Origin of the sequence: Thalassotalea euphylliae, from assembly GCF_003390375.1 — a bacterium.
Lineage (GTDB): Bacteria > Pseudomonadota > Gammaproteobacteria > Enterobacterales > Alteromonadaceae > Thalassotalea_F > Thalassotalea_F euphylliae_A.
Genome location: NZ_QUOT01000001.1, coordinates 1,832,846 through 1,850,520, shown reverse-complemented (window position 1 = coordinate 1,850,520; position 17,675 = coordinate 1,832,846). Strand labels below are relative to the sequence as shown.

Below are 17,675 nucleotides of genomic sequence, written 5' to 3'. Positions count from 1 at the left end.
AAGGTTCCCTTTTAGTGCTTTCTAATTTGTTGTAATTGATTTTTTTGCGTAGTTAGCAACTGGGCATTATTGCCAAGCACTACTGCGTTTGTATTCTTTTTAGTGAGTGAAGTCGGGCTCACTCGGCGACCGTGATATTGTGCGATGACATCAACAGATGCGTGCTCAGAAAAGCATTGGCGACAAAATTCTTTGATTTGTTCAAGGTGCTTTGCCGCCGTGCTACCAGTAACTGAAAATTGTTGGAATTGATCTGCATCACTTACTTTTATTGTCACCGTTACTTTGTGGCTGAGCTGCGGATATTTATGGCCAAGTACTGTACCTCGGCCAATCTGGGTTTGTCCTAATTGGCTGCGAGCTGCCATTGGTATAACTTTCCACTCAATATTGTCGGTGGAAATTTCGAATTTGTATGGAAAGTAAAGACCGAGCATTCGATGAATGGTGTTGAGTGAGCGACCTGAATGCTTGTTGAGTAAGGTTACAGGCGCTGTGTTGTAGTCACAATGATCAAAATTCATTGAGGCAAAATACTGGTTTAATAGTACTTGTTGGTCTTGCGTGCTTTGTGTTTGCTCGGCGCGATATACCACGGAAGTCATCTCGGCTTTAGCGTGGCGAAGTTCGACAAATCGCTGCTCGAAATAGGAGAGAAACGAAAAGAAGGCTTCGTTTGCACGATGAAAACTTAGCTTCAGCCAATCTAAAATAAAGTTGGGTAGCCCACCTCTAACACCAAATAGCCCTTTATCTTTAGATTCAACGAGATAACTGCCATCTGCCGCCCGTTCATAACGACAGTATTGTTTGTGGTAGTGATCAGAAAATAGCTCGCTTTGATAACGGACTGGTTTGTCTGATAGTGCGTTGGCGAGTCGCTTCAATTGAAACGATGATCGCACTCCGGCCATTAACCCTTTGCCTAAGCGCATGCTCGAACTCCAAGTACAGGCTCAAAATTAATTGGCAACCAATTAAAGTGAGTAAACTCTACCGTTAACTTAAATGAGCGATCGAATGAAGTAATCGAGGCGAAAAATAGATTCAGTAATTGTGAAAACAAAAAGTAATCAGCGTTTTGCTCTGCGTTATTAAACAATAATTTAAGTTCAATACCGGGCACAAATAACATCCGACCTTCCACCAAAAATGGTGCGTTTACTTTTGTTAGATTGAGCGCTTCGATACTGTCTAGCTCGACGTACTTGGCATTGTTGTAGGTAAACAAACGCAAAAATTGCACTAACCGCGCTTTTGCATCAGGTTTATCGATCATCGCTGAGAGGTTGAACGACATTAACTTAAGAAAATCCCAATAGTGGTGCTCTGGAATATTGGTACTATTGGGGGTGAAGTTAACATCATTAATGTAAAGCTCCCCTGGCAGCGCCTCTTGTGCATCTGCGACAAACTGGTTACCAATATGCACCAAGGAATGGAGATTGCTATTGCTGCACGTAATATTGGCAAAAGCGGTAAAACCATTTGGCTCGCGAGTCAATGCTTTGTTGATTGGCAAAACAACGTGGTGCTCGAGGTTGCCATTGGTGGATATCTTTTGCTTTCCTGACCAATACCAATCCTGTTGATAATCGATGTGTTCGCTGCCAATTACCGGTTTAATGCGTTCTTGGTTTGTACTGTTCACTTTGTACAAGTCATCAACGCTATATACTTCGAGATTGTTGCCGACACTGGCATCAGCAATAATGGGGTAAGACAATTCTTGATGAGTGACCGAAATAGGCTCAGATACCTGCTTAAACAAATTGGTCATCAAGAAGCGATTAACCGACACTTGGATATCCGTTTTTGCCATCAGTTCTTGGGCAAACTCATCTAAATAAAGATCAAGAAAATAGTGGCTGCTTGGCGCTAATTTTCCTGCCGTTTTATGCTGTAAGCGCACGTAATTGCGCTTATCAGTGATAGTGAAAAATTCTTTAAGCTGAAAATAAATTGCCAGCTCATTGTCGCTAATCGGCGAGTACAGCGCTTGTTGGTCATGAGCAATAGGGTTAAAACTTTCTTTCGGTATGCTAATCGAGGTTTGTTGCACGTCGCAAGTGAGTGCGATATTGCACAAGGATTGCATAATAATATCTAAGTTGCATCGGCCTGTTCGACTATGACCAAAATGTAACTGAAGACCTGCCGCTAGCAGTGTGTTGATATCGACTTCATCGTTGATTAAGTCAATATTTACTCGCAAGCAATATTTTACTTTGCCGTGGTCGATATCAACTGGCGTCGGGTGATTAAATGGGGTTTGTTCGAATTGGGTCCCTGTGATGGTCAAGGGTGACAATACAGTTGCTATCGGATGTGTGAACTTTGTCTGTTGACCCGCTAAATCAAAACTAACTTCGCCGCCTTTGCTTAACACTACGGGTTTGGTGAAGTCGTCGGGATTGTGGATAAAAGTACAAGCGATGGTTGCTGGCACTTGTTTAAAGAGGTTCGGTGATGTGACTTCAATAAACTCTTCAATATGACGATATTTCAGTTGATCAATTTCTTGTGCGTTTTTCGCACTTACCCAAGCGAAACTGTCAATTAGACGCGTGACATTGGGATCTTCTTGGCCTTTGTTGTTTAGATTGAGAATCTCGGCTTCTTTTTGAAATTTAAGGCGAAATGCCTCTAGCCCTTGACGAATACCAGAGAGCTCCTGTTCAAAGTACTTGAGCATTTTATTCATCATATTGGCTGTCGTTCTCTATCAGTACTTTCATTTCTGTTAGATCGATATCGGTATCCAACATCAGTTTTTCATTTTTACCATTAACCTCGCGCGTCGCGGAGATCAAAAAGCGCAAGGTATTAGTGAGCTTATGGCTGCTTTCATTGTCAAGATATTGCACTGCTATATTTGCTAATCTCGGTTCAAATTGAACTAGCTTGTTCTTGACCCTTAGCGCTATCTGCTCACCTGAATTAACCCGACTAAACAGGGCGATATCTTCGATGCCAAAACACAAATGAGATTGATGGCTAGGTCGCGTTGGTCCGTCAAACAAATAAGCAGCCTCTGTTTTTAATATCAGACCAATGTTTTGGTAAATTGCTAAGATGTTAGTATCAAGTGCGTCGACATTTTCTTCGGCATAAAACGCTCTGTAAAACCCCATGGCTACCCCCTTATCAATCTGTTGAAGTCGAGAGACTTACCATTGAGGTAACTCTGTCGTATTGATATTGAGGTACTAGCTCAATCTGGCAACTGTAGCGCCTTTCGCTGGCGTCTTCTTCAACCACTTTAACGGTGGCAGATTGCAGTGGCATTGTTGCCAGAGTTGATTCATCGGTCACGATTGAATTTGAGCAATATTGCTCTAGCCAATGATTTAATTGGTTTTCACAATCATGGGGCTCCATCATAGTGCCAATCATGGTGCGCAGTTGTACTTTGAGGTAGTGAGCAATTCGGCAGATCATTAGTGTTGTTTGCAGCAAAAAGCGATTTTCACTACTTGATTCTTTGCGCACTGAATTATTCGATTGAAAAAAATATTTTTCATTCAGTGGGTTGTAAAAAACACTAATAAAGCCCTGTTGAGCAAGATAGGTTGCCGTTTCGGCAGAGAGCCGCGTTCTAAAATAGGGACGGTCAAGCGGCCTAAGACTACTCAGGGCAAAAGTGCCAATCGTACTCCCACCTAATGAATTGACTTTTCGCGACTTTAAAAAGCCAAACCACCTGACGCGATTAAACTCAAGCATGACGTTTTTGATGAATGTCATGGCGGCGTTACCCCAGAGGTGTGTTTCATTATGGATTTCGTTAAAAATGAAATTCGCACTGAGCTGTCGGTAACGTTCTCGAATAGCCACTTTATTAAATACTAGACCGATAAACTGGGTGTTACTCAGGGTTCGTAGTCGGTGCCAACCGTCAAAATCGCTACTAGCTAAGACACGCGAGACCCGCTCCAGATCTGATAAATACATTTCACCTTTGGCGCCAAAAAAGTTTTCATCAACATCTAAAACAAATGGGCATAAGCTCCTTTCGCCTAGCTCTGCCAATAATTCAAGCGTATATAAATCGTCAAATTCATTGTCATAGTTCAGCTCCAGACTAAATTGATGATCTACTGCAATCAGGCCGTACGGCTCACCTCCCAACGTATTGAACTCTTTGTTGGCGACTAAATTGTAGATTTTGGATTGCTTGACCGAAGACGAGATATTCAAATCTTGTGAAATCTCCGACCAGCTGATATTCAATATTTTCACTTTGACGGCTTGGTAGTTCACCGGTAAGTGAATTAATTCATGTAAACTGCGCCAGCGAGACTCTAGTTGCTCAAAGGCCGGGTGCGTGATTATTTCGGTTAACTGAGCACTCACTTTTTGGTCGATTTGAGCCATCAAGTATTTAACTTGTGCAATTAGCGCAAAGCGCTCACTTGCTTGTGCTTCAATAGTTAATGACGACACTGGACTACCTAAAATGCAATAAAGAAATGCTAGTGACTGTTTACTTGATAGAGAAAAGGCGCCACAAAGTATGGCGCCTTTGATACTCGATTATTTAACCTGGAAGGCTAGCTACCATGCGCACAGATGTGGTTAATTCTTCCATCTGTAACCATGGGCGCAAGTGTGCAACTGCCGAGTAAGCCCCAGGGCGACCTGGTTGCTCGATAACTGAAATACTTGCTTCAGCCAACGGAGTTTTCGCACGTTCTTCATTACCCATAGCACCTGAGTTGGTGTACATAGCAATCCACTCACTCATTTGTTTCTGGATATCAGCTGCTTCCATGTTAGAGCCGATGTTATCGCGACCCATAACCTTTAGGTAGTGGGCGATACGGCTACTGGCCATAATGTAAGGCAAACGGGCAGAAATCGCTGCATTACTGGTGGCATCAGGGTCTGTGTATTCTTTGGGTTTCTGCGTGGTTTGACCGCCCAAGAACACGCCGTAGTCGGTGTTTTTGTAGTGAACCAATGGCATAAAGCCCAAATCGCTCAGCTCTTTTTCACGTTCATCGGTTAGGTTAACTTCAGTCGGACATTGTTGGGTAATGTCTCCGGCGTCTGTTAGGTAGGTCAGGTTAGGCAGTGCCTCAACTTTACCGCCATTGTCCATGCCGCGAATAGCTGTACACCAGCCGTAAGCTTCAAAGGCTTTGTTCATATTAAGGCCTAGATCGTAAGCTGCATTAGACCAAACGATTTCGTCGTTGCTTTGCGGTTTAGGGTTACCTGCGCTGTCTACCCCTAATTCTTCAAAGTTGAACGACTTTATTGACTTGCCTTTGGCGCCGTATGGCATGCGCGCCATGGTACGTGGCATCGTCAAAGTAACGTAACGCGCATCGTCACTTTCGCGGAACGAGTTCCAAGAAGCGTAACTAGGCGAGTCAAAAGCTGGCGCAATTGGCTTACCTTCGTCGAAAGTTTTGAAACTGTTCAATTCAAACATTTCAGGAGATGCTGCGGCGATAAATGGTGCGTGACTTGCTGCGCCAACTTCACCCATATAGCGCAATAACGCGACATCTTCATCGCTTTGTGAGAATTCGTAGTCGCCCAGTAATAAACCATATGGCTCACCACCAGCTGTGCCGTATTCGTGTTGATAAAGCGAGTTAAAAATTGGGCTGCGATCGACTGCTGGCGCATCTTCAAATTGCTCTAATAACTCGTCTTTTGAGATGTTAAGCAGTTTTACTTTCTGCGATGTGCCTAATGCGCTGTTGCGAATAAGTTTTTGTAAACCTAACCAAGAGCCTTCTAATTGCTTGAATTCATCTTGCTGCATGATGGCAGAAAGTTGAGCAGACATTTTTTTGTCAATCGCGGCTACTGCGTTAGCAATGGTATCAGTTAAGTTTTTATCCCATGTTACTGTTCCTGACATCGCTTCTTGTGTTAGCGAAGTTAACAGTTCTTTGGTGCGATCCGGTGCCGTTTGGCTGGTTGCATTAATGGCTTGATCTAAAAACGATAAACTTTCGCCACTAGCACTGCCGCCTTGTTCTAATTCTTCAGACATTACTCTTCTCCCTTGACGCCAAGTTCATCTGACAGCGCACTTAACGAGTCGGCGCTTTGTAAGATGTCTTTTAGTAATTTTTCAAAGTCGCGTGAACGATCTGCTTTACTGAGCAGTTCATTTAATTGATTACGCGTTTCTAGCAGCTTTTTAAGTGGCTCAATTCGTTCAACAAGGGCGTCAGGCTCAAAGTCTTTCATCGAATTGAACGCTAAGTTAACTTCAAACTGGCTATCGTCTTCTTCGATCACGTTATCAACTTTGAGTGATAACTCTGGTCCAATGCGACTCAATACATCGTTAAAGTTGTCTTGGTCCACTTGGATAAATTCGCGATCTTCGACGTCTTTAGGATCTTCTTTCCCACCGGAAAAGTTACCCATAACCGCTGACACGAATGGCAGTTCTTTTTTCTCTGATGCGCCGTTAGTTTCAACGTCGTACGTAATACTTACGCGGTTTTTACTCACCCGCTTGTGTTGTGAATTTAAGGCCATGATTTACACCTGTTTATTTCAAGTCAGCAGCTGACGTTAACTGGTTATTGGTAGCGTCATACTTAACGGATGCCGCTTTCTCTAATTTACCGCCTTCGTCTTCAACGAAGAACATTTGTTCAATCTTAGTGTAAGTCAATGAAAAAGACTCTGATGGCTGGCCGCCGTCGCTACCTGAAATACTGAAGTTAGCCATACGTGCTTCTTCTAAAGAAATGACGAAATAAGGGACGATACCTTTGCCGTCGCGTGATGGTTTCGTCATCACAAGTTCGACTGTTTTACCTTCCGCACCAGGTTGGAAAAGGTATGTTAGTAGGTAAGGTGTTGCTCCGTCGTAGCCTTTAGCAATGCTGATTTCGCCTAACGCGACCATACCGTTATCTTGGTTGTTGGCATTGCCAATATCAACTGACACGCCTCGCATTGCACCCCATGATAAACTGTCAATGGCAAACCAACCTTTTTTACTGTTTAGGTCTACTACAGTCGCTGCACCTTTGATGGATTCATTGCCGTCAATTCTCATAAAGATTGAAGCCATTTTAATCTCCTTGTTGTGAAATTCTTATATCTACGTTGTTTGTTATCGGTTTATTACCACAAACTACCGGACTGACTTTCAGAAGTCGGTTGCGATGTTTGCGTTGGTTCAACAGGGCTAACTTGCGGCGTAGAAGCTGCTATTGCTTCAACGGGCGCTTGCGTTTGCGCTGCTGGTTTGGGTTGCTCTACTTCTGCTGTCGGCAAAGCAACATCGTTGTTTAATAATGTATTAATATCACTGTCTACCCCTGTGAGCTTACTGATTTCAGCTAGCACAGGTGAATCTTTACTGACTAATTCAGTCATCAATTCAGAAAATGACATATTGCCCCACTTAATCGCACGTGCTAGCAAGTAGGGGATAGGGTTGTGTGGTTCTGTTTTTTTGAAGAAAACTGCAATGCGATTTAAGTCTGCTAGTGCATCTTCTCTCGTGTAAGCTCTTGAGCTTGTCTCAACTGCTGCGGCTTGTTGCGTTGTAACACTAGATGATGAGGTTCTCGTTGGCTGATGCTGTTCTAGACTAGTTTGGTCATCAGCTACATTTTGAGTTGCAGGCTCGAGAGACTCCTGTGAATCAGGTTCTTCTAATGTTTCCAGTTTTGGGCAAAAGTATAAATACATACTTTTGAGCTGCTTTAAATTATCGCGCACAAAGCTAAAGCCCAGCGGTTGCAGTTTGTCACCGATAGCGGCTTCTTTACTGACCTCGAATCGATAATCATTAATGCATTGTTGAATAACCGCAATTTTACTGTCAATGGACAGAATACGTTCATAACGCGCTTTTAACTCGTCGTAGCGGCTCAATGCGCTGGCGGTAAATTCTGCTTTTACCGACTCAGTGTTACCCGATTTTTTATCGGAGAGATAATTGCGTAGTGCGTAATCATCTAAAAATGGAAATGCCATTAACGGGATGCTGAGTAATCCGCTATTTGGGTTGTCACCAATAAGCTGCTCTAGTGGGCGTGTTTGGTTCTCACACTGCTTGAGTTTGGCTTGGTTTTCATCATAGCCAGTAAGTTTCTTTTCCGGGAGTTGAGGGTGAATTGTGTCACCTAGACTAGTGACAGCAAAAACAAAGTCCTCTAAGCCTTGCTCCAACAACGACATATCGCTGCGTTTATAGGCAAGGGCTGCTAACCACCAGCAAAATATTTCAATATCGCGAGATTGATTTTGTAGGGCAGATTGACAAGCTACCTGCAAGTCTTCCCAACTTGCGGCATTTGTTTGCTGAAGCGCTTTATCACTGAGTGACTCGGTCGTCTCTACCAATTTACGCAGACTCGCTTGAGCGACGTTAAGCAAGTTGCGTAACTCGCGGTACTTCGAACGATCTGCTTTTAGATAGTCTCCGGACGTTAACGTGTCCCCATCAGAGAATAACAACATTGCGTTTTCGTATATTCTTCTTATATTTTTTAATCAATTATATTGAACTAGACTCGTTTATTGTCAAGGCAATTATGACAAATACATCGCTAGCATATATGTTTCAACTGGTATTACCTTTGAAGGAGTAGATGTCGTTGTGATCAAACATAGTCAAATCACTTTTGTAACACTATCAGAGGCCAGTATTACACTGCTTTAGGTAATTTTCTCACCTGTATTAGACTCTTCACTCATCGGTAATACATCCTGTATTGCGATAGTAACAATCAATTGTGAGCAAAATGTGGATATTGAAATTATTGTGAAGTGTACTTTTGTTTCAAACTTTTGGAGTGATTAGTTTCCATCGCTGGCGTTGGTTTACGTCGATTTATGGAAACAAAAATGAGCAATGGTTAAGGTTGTTATGGATTAGGTTGTTATGGCTTAGGTTGTTATGGCTTAGGTTAGTGAAGAAGAGGGGGAGTTGTTTTTTGTACTAGTGCTAATTAAAACGATTAGTCAATCCGTCTAAAAAGCGAATTTTTCAGCTAGCATTAACATCTGATGTGCCGCTCTAGCTATCAAGCGGCATATAATTTTTCTTAAGCTGGATTACCTAGCAAAGCGAGATAAGCGGCTCTGGGTTTGCTCTGCTTGCGTTTGTGCCACTTGTGCTTCGTTATTGGCTTGTTGCATTTGCCCTTGTAAGGTTTCGCTTAGGCTTGAGATGTTTTCGACGTTGCTATGGGTTTGAAGGTACTGTGCGTTGAGCTCGTGAATGGCATCACTGATGGCATCAAACTCTTTGGTGTTGGCATTAAAGTCAGTCATCATTTGGGCAAACGTTGAGTTGGTTTCCTCAATGGTATTGTGGGTTTGCTGCGATTGATCGACTAGCTTGTCAGATTCCGTTTTTGTGTCAGTGACTAAACTGTCCATATCGTTAATAAATGAAGTAATCTGCTGGGTTGCGTCAGCAACTTTAGAGGAAAGTGAACGTACTTCATCCGCTACTACAGCAAAACCTCTACCTGCATCACCAGCTCTTGCTGCTTCAATTGCTGCGTTTAATGCCAATAAGTTGGTTTGGTCAGCAAATTCTTCCACCATTTTAAGGATGTTACGGATATTACCTGCATTTTGCTGCAGGCCGTCAACCGTTGTTGCGAACTGGCCTAGCAAGGCACCGATTTGTGCGGTTTGCTCTTGTATTTGAGTAAGCTGATGGTTTGCTGACATCGCCTTGTCTAAGTTCGACTTGTTGCTGGTTGCGACAGTTTCTGACGCGCCAACAATGTGGCTGATACTGTCGTTGATATGGCTACTGGATTCAAAAATTTGCTCACTGAGCTGCTTTTGAGAATTCGCTTTGTCATTAGCAAAAGCGACCGCGTGAACAACGCTGTCGGTAGCGCTATTGGCTTGCTCAGAGTTGCTGTGAATGGTGTTAAGTAGCTCAGATAAGTTGGCAACAAAGATGTTGTATTGCTCAGAAAGTTGGCGAAATTCATCGTGAGTGAATGCCGGTAGCTGAGTGGTTAAGTCACCATCATGGGAATTAATGTTTTGTAAGCTGGCTAAAATCGCTTTAATTGGTCTGACAAATAAGTAGTGCAGATAGAATAGGGTAAAACCGAAGGCTAAAAAGCTAAGGGCAAACAGCGTTTTACCCCAAGTTAAAATAGTTTCTGTTTGCTCGGCAGAAGCGCCATCTAATTGTAGAAATAAGACAAACGCAGCGATTTGAAATAAGAGTAGAAAACCTATGTTGCCGATGATTTTTCGCGACAAGGTATAAAAAAAACTCGTTTCAATAAACGAATATAACTTCCAAAATCCTGAACCCATAATACCTTTCTCTACTTTATGCTTGGCTGATACAAATTTGCTTAAATGATGAAAAATTGATTATTGCCTTTGGTCTTGAGCCGATTAACAAAACTATCAAATTCTAGATGTGGCAATTATAAACGTCCTACTTCTTCCCGAAAAGTCTAATAAAATTTTGTTGTCGAGCAAGTAAGCCATCACGCTTTAGTCGAGCGTGATGGTAATTTTCTCAGCCAGTGACATCGCTAGGTTGTTGTCGTAATACGCTGCTTCATTAATAAAGTGCGGGTAGGCTTCATATTCACCTTGGTAAGTAATTTCGCCGCCATCAAACAGGGTGAAAATTGGGGCGCCTTTGCTCAGTGGCTTAAAGTCATTGTCTTGCACGTTTTTGTGCACCATACCGATACGCTCGCCGTCTTCATCTTGCGGCAGTGTGAGGCTTTCAGTGTATTTGTAAGCATCATAGCTAGCAGGCAGTTCGGGCAACTGGTTGTTATTGTAGAGTGCGACAAAATCTAAGATGGTTTGGGTCATGGTTTCCATCCAGTCGAGCACATCTTGGCGTATCACCGATTGCGGCTGAGGACCAATTTCAACAATCACACCCTGTGGTGCAATTGATGCCAAGAAGTAATGCTCTTCCATCGACACTTGATCTTCATAAACCACAATAGCTTCTGGCATTTTTGCGAGCACGTAAGCGCCCATTTTTTTATTAAAATCATCCGATTTTAATAGGATCAAGGTTGGCCCCATGTTGCTGGTGGTATTGTGCAAGTCGATAATAAAGTCAGACTTGGCATTCCCTTTCGGACCAAGCTGAGCATTAATAACTTTAGCGCGGCTTTGTTCGTAGTTAGCTAAGGCTGGGTTGGCGAGATCTTCAAGCGTGAACTGTCGGTTAAGGTCACAGTCTAGGTAGCGTTTGTTTTCTTCAAAGCCCTTGGGGTTGGCAAACAAGGTTTCGACATTTAAGCCTTCTCGGGCCAGTAAATCGGGGGATTTTTGCCATTTTCTTAACAGGTAAATTCCACTGAATTCGTTACCGTGCGTACCACCGACTACGGCAACTTGGTTGATTTTTTTCATTAGCTAAGGCATCCCTTATTCGATTAAGCGTCTGCTGAGCTCTTATCTTACTCAAGCTGATGAAAATTAACATGAGTAAGCTGTTATTTTCTATATCAATTTGAAAGGTGAACACTGGGGCAAGCTTTGTTGATATTTGTTGATAATCGTATAGGCATAAAAATGGCGTCTAATGTAGACGCCATTTTTGGTTACTCACCTGTCTCAAATTTGTTAGAGGAGGTTAAGCAGTAAAAAGCCTTCAGCTTAACCGAACTAATGTGTGATAAGTGCAGAGCCAACCGTCCAAGGGGCACCTGCCTCACTCATTGTTTTCTGTAATGCTGGAATTGTCGTGACTTCCAGCAAATTCAAGCGCTTGGTTACCGAATTCAGGCCTTCAAGTGCATAACCAAATTGCTCGCGATGTTGCTTAGTAGGGCCATAAGACGAGCGTACTGCCGACATAGCATAACCTAAGCGGCTAGCGATATTTGCCGATTTCGCGCCTTTGCGATCACGTGATTTCAGGCCAGTTAGCTCAAGGTTGATGGCGTTAATTTCTGCCTGAATGTCAGCATATTGTTGCTCTAACGCTGCAATGTTGTTCGGCGTGCGATCAATGGCTGTGCGAATAGCTTCCATCTTCTTGGTAATGCCTTTAAGTACGGCACTTGCGGCTGAAGATTGACGCTCTGCGGCAACCACATCTTGGCCGAACTTAACGATTTCATCTTGAGAATTACCGCTAATAGCTGCGTCAAAAATAGGTTTAAGATCAAACGCTACAGGGCTAGCAAGTTGACTAATTTCACTGCCAACGCGCTGATATAAAGTCGCTGTATATTTGCCTGGCGATGCCATTAAACCTTTAACAAGTGGGTGCCAAGGCGACTGTTTCTCGCCTGTAACCGCAGTGCTCTTCGCGTAGGTCATATCCCAAGTGATACGGTGTAAACCTTTTGTTGTTTTACCAGTAACGCGGTTGACAAATTGGCCGTTTGCGTCGGTAATTTCAAGGTAAACCGCCGGTTTGGCTTCTTGATTTTCTTTTTCAATCTCTTCCCAGCTCGGGTATTTAGGGTATTTCTTATCTTTCACCATTTTCTTTTCAGCTGCTTGGCGCTTTTCTTTTGCGGTCAATAAGCTGTCTTTTAAGAAATAGGTTAGGGTCGCACCATGTGCTGGGTTTTTCGCTGCGTAACGATCGTCTCCGTCAGATCTTGCATGATTCGTATCTAACGAGAACCATTTGACTGGGCGGCTTGGCGCAAATAATAGTGCGTCTTGCTCCAACGCTTTTTCGGTGAGATTACGCAGTGGTGCATAGTCATCTAAAATGTAGATACCACGGCCAAAAGTACCCGCCACTAAATCGTTTTCACGACGTTGAATTTTTACATCGCGAGTTGAAATAGTTGGTATGCCGCCGTTTAGCTCTAACCACTTCTTACCACCGTCAACCGTAAAGAAAACACCGAATTCAGTACCGATAAACATCAGGTCTTTATTCACGTGATCTTGCACAATGCGCCACACTAAGTGTTTCTCTGGTAGGTCTTTGGCCAGTGATGTCCATTTCTTACCTAAGTTAGTAGATTTGATTAAGTAAGGCTTAAAATCACCGTATTTATGGTTATCAAGCGCCACATAAACCGTATTTGGGTCGTAAAGGTCGGCGCGGATATCGTTTACATAGGCAGTCGCAGGTACGCCGCGTACTTTGCCTAAGTCAATTTTTTTCCACGTTTTACCACCGTCAGTGGTGACTTGAATTAAACCGTCGTCTGTACCGACCCATAAAATGTTCTCGTCCACTGGGCTTTCTGAGAAATTCGCAATGGTGTGATATTCCGACATCGCATAAATATCCCAGCCAGCTTCTACCGACCAAGTACGTCCCATCATCGGGATGTGCATACGATTACCGTTTTTAGTTAAATCACCCGAAACTGGTGTCCAACTGTCGCCGCGATCATCTGAGCGCCAAACGCGCTGTGAAGCAAAATATAAACGCTTTGGATCATGCGTAGAAACATTGATTGGCGCATCCCAGTTGTAGCGCTCTGCTGGCTCATCCGGGCGAGGCTGTGGCTTAATGTAAACATTCTCACCTGTTTTCATGTCGCGGCGGTTCAGGTTACCTTGTTGCCACTGCGAGTACATAATATCAGGGTTGCCCGGCTCTGTTGCTGGTTGGTGGCCGTCGCCGCCAAGTGTGAGGAACCAATCTTTGTTTTTAATGCCTTCTGCACGTGCAGTGCGCGATGGGCCACCTTGTGTTGAGTTATCTTGTGCGCCGGCATAAACATTGTAAAAAGGTTCGGCATCGTCAGGAGCGACTTTGTAGAACTGGGTTAATGGCAAGTTGGCGATAAAGCGCCAGTGCTCCATGCGGTCGTGTGACATGTAAATGCCGCCGTCTGAACCAATTAAGACAAAATCAGGATCGGTTGGGTGGAAGGCAAATGCGTGATCGTCAACGTGCTTGCGTTTGGTGCTAATGGGTGTCCAAGTTTTACCGCCATCATCTGACACTTTTGAATAGTTACTGGCGATGTAAACGCGATCAAATTGATGCTGATCGGCAAAAATTTCTTGGTAGTAGTGTGGGCCTGTGCCGCCACCGACTTCGTCAGACATTTTCTCCCAGCTAGCGCCGCGATTGGCTGAGCGATAAAAACCGCCTTTGCGGTTGTCGGTTTCGATCGTTGCGTAAACCACATCAGGGTTTGTTGGCGAGATTGCCATACCAATTTTACCCATGTTGCCTTTTGGCAGGCCAGTTTTTAGCTCAGTCCATGTTTCGCCGCCATCGTCTGATGTATGAATACCAGAGGCTGGCCCTGTACCTACGTAAATTGCGACTTTACGCTGGCGCGACCAAGTGGCAGCGTATAGCTTGTCAGGGTTACGAGGGTCGATCAAAAGTGAGGTAACACCGGTCCATTCGTCTTCAGGTGTTAATACTTGTTTCCATGTTTCACCACCGTCAGTGGTTTTGTATAGGCCGCGTTCGCCGCCGCCCGTCCACAATGGGCCTTGCACTGCCGCCCAAACAATATTTGAATTGGTCGGATGAACAATAATATCGGAAATGCGCTCAGATTTTTTTAAGCCCATGTTCTTCCATGTTTTACCGCCATCGAGTGACTTGTAAATACCATCGCCGAAGCTGATATGGCGGCCACCGTTGTTCTCACCGGTACCTACCCAAATAATGTCTGAGTTACTTGGATCGATAGTAACATCACCGGTTGAGTAAACCGCTTGCTTGTCGAAAATAGGTGTCCAAGTTGTACCAGCATTAACTGTTTTCCAAATACCTCCTGAGCCTACCGCGGTATACCAGGTAGACGGGTTGTTTTGGTCAACGGCAATGTCAGCAATACGACCCGACATATAAGCAGGGCCGATATTGCGCATTTCCATCGCATCAAAGGTTTTACTGGTAAACAGCGATTTGTTTTCGGCGTCGTCCGACTTGGCTGAGACGCCAGCGGCAGACACCATCAAAGAGGCAGCTATCGCTGCTTTGAGTAGGTTTTTCATGTTTCACCGAGTTTATCGTTATTTTTTGTTACAAAGTAACACTAGTTTGAAATGAATCTCTGTTCAAGCGCAGAAGCGTTTAGGTAACAGATATTTGCGTTAAGTAGCGACCCCAAAACGCGTAATTTTACTTTTTATTGGCTCTTAAATACTCAACAATATTTAGTAAAGATATATTTTTCAATAGATTAAGTGCTAAAAATTGGTATCCATATTTCTTGCACATTTTGCCGCTATTTTATTAATCGCTCTTTCTTATCGCATCGGCTTCGTTATGTAATTCCTGCGAGTGGAAGCGAGCGAAGGAACCAAACGAATATTTACGAGTCATCACGTATTATCAACTAAAGGCATCAATTTGTATTTCATACAGTTAACGCAGCGCATATTGAGTATTTATGGTCGCTCTTCACGTCTCTTTTTTCTTGTCTTTTGGCTTGTCTATTCGTTCCTATGCAGCACCATGATATTCACCATCGTGCTATCTACCAAGGCACTCGCCAGTGAATCTGCGGCTATGTCTGCAAACATAAGCGTAAACACAAACACCAATAGTGCTGTTCCAGCATCATCAGCCATTAAAGCGCAGTTGGCGAAAATTGAAGGAGCAGACTTGAGCGCCGAGCAAGCTGTGATGGCGCTAATTGCAGAACTAAGTGGCGAAGAAAGAGTCTATGCCCAGCTAAAACTGGTCGGTATTTATCGTCGTAGTGCACAAGTTGAAAAAGCCAGAGCCTTGTTACTTGAGTTAAACAAGGCCGCGGCACACTTTAGCGATGAATTGCAGTTGGAAGTTGTGATCAGCGGAGCGCAACTTGAACGCAAGAAAAATAACTACGTGATTGCCGCGAAGATGCTTGAAACTAAAGGGATACCGCTCGCTGGTCAAAATACAGCTTTGCTAGCGCGTATTTATCAACATACAGGAAGGTTTTACCGTCTGGACAAACAACATGCTGAAGCTGAAAAGTATTACTTGTTGGCATTGGAAAATTATCAAGTGCTAGGTGATGAACTAGAAATTGCACGCATGTATGGCTCTTTAGGGGTGTTGTATGAATCGCAAGATGACTTGGTGCTCGCTGCTGAGTATCAAATCAAAGCCATGAAGCTATTTGAGCGAATCGGTAATGCGCAAGACCAAGCCAGTAGTTATTTCAATTTAGGTGAACTGTTCTACCGCTCAGAAGATTACGATAAGTCATTATCTTTTTATCAGCAGGCGCTAGAACTCGATAAAAAGCTCAGCGACGCAGAATACATTGGTTACGACTATCATCGAATTGGCTCTATTTACATGGCGCAGCAAAAGCTCGATGAAGCGCTGGATGTTACCCAAAAAGCGATCGATATCTTTGCTGAAGGGGCTTTCCATCAGGTGCTGTCTCGCTCGTATGTTCAGCGGGCGCAAATTTTGGACAAGCTCAATAATCAAGAGGCCCGTTTAGCCAGCTTGTTATTGGCTGAAAAAACAGGACAAGCCTCTAACGCTGATTTCCAAATGAGATCAGTATGGCACAACCTTGGGGTTTACCATTTTGATCAACAAGCATTAACAGAGGCAGAGCACTACGTCAGCAAATCCTTAGCAATATCAAAAAAACTTGAGCTTTTTAAAGACCAGCTCGATGACAACAGGCTACTCAGTGAAATTCATCATCAACTAGGCCAAGACTCCCTCGCCCTCACTCATTTAAAGGCTGCGTATGAGCTCAAGCAAAAAATAGATTCAGAGCTGCGTATTAAAGAACTAGAAAAGCACAAGCGTGATATTAACTTGCTGAAACAGCAAGTGAAAGTCGCGAAATTGGAAGAGGCCAGTAAGCAATCGGAACTAGAAGTGGTTGCACAGAAAAAAGTCACGGAAAAAGTGACTTTGCTCACTTTGGGCTTGGTGGTGCTATTTCTGCTAATTTTCTATGTGCTACATCAGCGGCGCAAACTTGCGATGATTTCTGCCAGCTTGTATGAAGATGCACTACAACAGAAAAATCAGCTACTTGCCGATGTATCACACGAACTGCGCACACCGTTAACTGCCTTGAAACTGCAAGTAGATGCGCTGCGCTACAACTTGGTGGATGATGTGGAGCTGAGTTATCAAAAACTCAGTAGCAAAATAACCGATCTAAGTCATTTGATTCGCGATATTTATGAGTTAGCGGTTTCAGATGTGTATGGTTTGTCTATCAATACACAGCAGCTTGATATTTCTCCTGTACTCAAGCAGTGGAGCAGCGAGTTTCAGCAATATGTAACAGGACATGAGTTGCAATGGCATGACGATATCACTTCAGAGCCTACTTGGGTAGGCGTTGATCAAGATCGCATTAAACAAGTATTGGCGAACCTGATTAACAACAGTGTTAACTACACCGATAAACCTGGTCGAGTTGAATTAAAAGTTTGGCAAGCACATGGGCTGTTGCATTTGCGCGTACAAGACACTTCGCCTTCAGTTAAAGAAAGTGAGTTTGGTAAGATTTTCGAGCGTTTGTATCGGCTTGAAAAATCGCGAAATCGGGCGACTGGTGGCTCTGGTTTAGGGCTTGCTATATGCCAAAATGTTATCCATGCACACCAAGGTACTATTGAAGCAAAACAAAGCGCATTGGGCGGTATCGCTATTTTGATCACTATGCCACTCGTTGAACACTTTGCCACGCCCTAGCAAACGGCTTGTTTGTTCTTTGATAACCTTCAGCGAATAATCCTTTAAGAACAAAGCTGTGCTTTTGCCACTTATAGCTGTACTGCTTATTCTTGCGTCATAGATGACCGCG

At 43.6% G+C, this 17,675-nt stretch carries 12 protein-coding genes; 1 reads left to right on the top strand and 11 read right to left on the bottom strand.

All coding sequences use genetic code 11. The features are described 5' to 3' along the window. Window positions 1–11: 11 nt before the first annotated feature. From DXX94_RS08270 to DXX94_RS08220, 11 genes are all read right to left on the bottom strand, one after another. Window positions 12–935, bottom strand: coding sequence for a type VI secretion system baseplate subunit TssG (locus DXX94_RS08270; RefSeq protein WP_116015117.1), 924 nt, complete (start codon window positions 933–935; stop codon window positions 12–14). Beyond that, complete coding sequence (locus tag DXX94_RS08265; protein WP_116015115.1) at window positions 926–2,707, bottom strand: type VI secretion system baseplate subunit TssF; 1,782 nt, start codon at window positions 2,705–2,707, stop codon at window positions 926–928. Before DXX94_RS08265 ends, DXX94_RS08270 begins: the two co-directional genes overlap by 10 nt. Beyond that, window positions 2,697–3,134, bottom strand: coding sequence for a GPW/gp25 family protein (locus DXX94_RS08260; protein ID WP_116015114.1), 438 nt, complete (start codon window positions 3,132–3,134; stop codon window positions 2,697–2,699). The genes DXX94_RS08265 and DXX94_RS08260 overlap by 11 nt, the downstream gene beginning before the upstream one ends. 13 nt (window positions 3,135–3,147) lie before the next feature. After that, complete coding sequence (locus tag DXX94_RS08255) at window positions 3,148–4,446, bottom strand: type VI secretion system contractile sheath large subunit (protein WP_258872128.1); 1,299 nt, start codon at window positions 4,444–4,446, stop codon at window positions 3,148–3,150. A gap of 94 nt (window positions 4,447–4,540) precedes the next feature. Continuing rightward, window positions 4,541–6,013 (bottom strand): type VI secretion system contractile sheath large subunit, encoded by a 1,473-nt coding sequence (gene tssC / locus DXX94_RS08250; protein ID WP_116015112.1) that lies wholly within the window; start codon window positions 6,011–6,013, stop codon window positions 4,541–4,543. Further along, window positions 6,013–6,510, bottom strand: coding sequence for a type VI secretion system contractile sheath small subunit (tssB, locus tag DXX94_RS08245; RefSeq protein WP_116015111.1), 498 nt, complete (start codon window positions 6,508–6,510; stop codon window positions 6,013–6,015). Before tssB ends, tssC begins: the two co-directional genes overlap by 1 nt. 13 nt (window positions 6,511–6,523) lie before the next feature. After that, complete coding sequence (locus DXX94_RS08240) at window positions 6,524–7,054, bottom strand: Hcp family type VI secretion system effector (protein WP_116015109.1); 531 nt, start codon at window positions 7,052–7,054, stop codon at window positions 6,524–6,526. A 53-nt stretch (window positions 7,055–7,107) separates the two neighbouring features. Then, window positions 7,108–8,454, bottom strand: coding sequence for an ImpA family type VI secretion system protein (locus tag DXX94_RS08235; RefSeq protein WP_116015108.1), 1,347 nt, complete (start codon window positions 8,452–8,454; stop codon window positions 7,108–7,110). Window positions 8,455–9,051: 597 nt separating this feature from the next. Beyond that, window positions 9,052–10,287, bottom strand: a complete 1,236-nt coding sequence (locus DXX94_RS08230; RefSeq protein ID WP_116015106.1) for a methyl-accepting chemotaxis protein — start codon at window positions 10,285–10,287, stop codon at window positions 9,052–9,054. A 186-nt stretch (window positions 10,288–10,473) separates the two neighbouring features. Then, on the bottom strand, window positions 10,474–11,361 hold the full coding sequence (locus DXX94_RS08225; protein WP_116015104.1) for an aspartoacylase: 888 nt from the start codon (window positions 11,359–11,361) through the stop codon (window positions 10,474–10,476). Between the two features lie 255 nt (window positions 11,362–11,616). Continuing rightward, window positions 11,617–14,853, bottom strand: a complete 3,237-nt coding sequence (locus DXX94_RS08220) for a VPS10 domain-containing protein (protein WP_374188846.1) — start codon at window positions 14,851–14,853, stop codon at window positions 11,617–11,619. Window positions 14,854–15,355: 502 nt separating this feature from the next. Between DXX94_RS08220 and DXX94_RS08215 the strand changes: the two genes are divergently transcribed. Next, window positions 15,356–17,563: a tetratricopeptide repeat protein gene (locus tag DXX94_RS08215; protein WP_116015101.1), complete on the top strand. Its 2,208-nt coding sequence runs from the start codon at window positions 15,356–15,358 to the stop codon at window positions 17,561–17,563. The last annotated feature ends 112 nt before the right edge of the window (window positions 17,564–17,675 follow it).

Coding starts and splice junctions, on each gene's coding strand:
- DXX94_RS08270 (WP_116015117.1), bottom strand. CDS start 935: ATGCGCTTAGGCAAAGGGTTAATGGCCGGAGTGCGATCATCGTTTCAA.
- tssB (WP_116015111.1), bottom strand. CDS start 6,510: ATGGCCTTAAATTCACAACACAAGCGGGTGAGTAAAAACCGCGTAAGT.
- tssC (WP_116015112.1), bottom strand. CDS start 6,013: ATGTCTGAAGAATTAGAACAAGGCGGCAGTGCTAGTGGCGAAAGTTTA.
- DXX94_RS08265 (WP_116015115.1), bottom strand. CDS start 2,707: ATGATGAATAAAATGCTCAAGTACTTTGAACAGGAGCTCTCTGGTATT.
- DXX94_RS08225 (WP_116015104.1), bottom strand. CDS start 11,361: ATGAAAAAAATCAACCAAGTTGCCGTAGTCGGTGGTACGCACGGTAAC.
- DXX94_RS08235 (WP_116015108.1), bottom strand. CDS start 8,454: ATGTTGTTATTCTCTGATGGGGACACGTTAACGTCCGGAGACTATCTA.
- DXX94_RS08215 (WP_116015101.1), top strand. CDS start 15,356: ATGATATTCACCATCGTGCTATCTACCAAGGCACTCGCCAGTGAATCT.
- DXX94_RS08220 (WP_374188846.1), bottom strand. CDS start 14,853: ATGGTGTCTGCCGCTGGCGTCTCAGCCAAGTCGGACGACGCCGAAAAC.
- DXX94_RS08230 (WP_116015106.1), bottom strand. CDS start 10,287: ATGGGTTCAGGATTTTGGAAGTTATATTCGTTTATTGAAACGAGTTTT.
- DXX94_RS08240 (WP_116015109.1), bottom strand. CDS start 7,054: ATGGCTTCAATCTTTATGAGAATTGACGGCAATGAATCCATCAAAGGT.
- DXX94_RS08260 (WP_116015114.1), bottom strand. CDS start 3,134: ATGGGGTTTTACAGAGCGTTTTATGCCGAAGAAAATGTCGACGCACTT.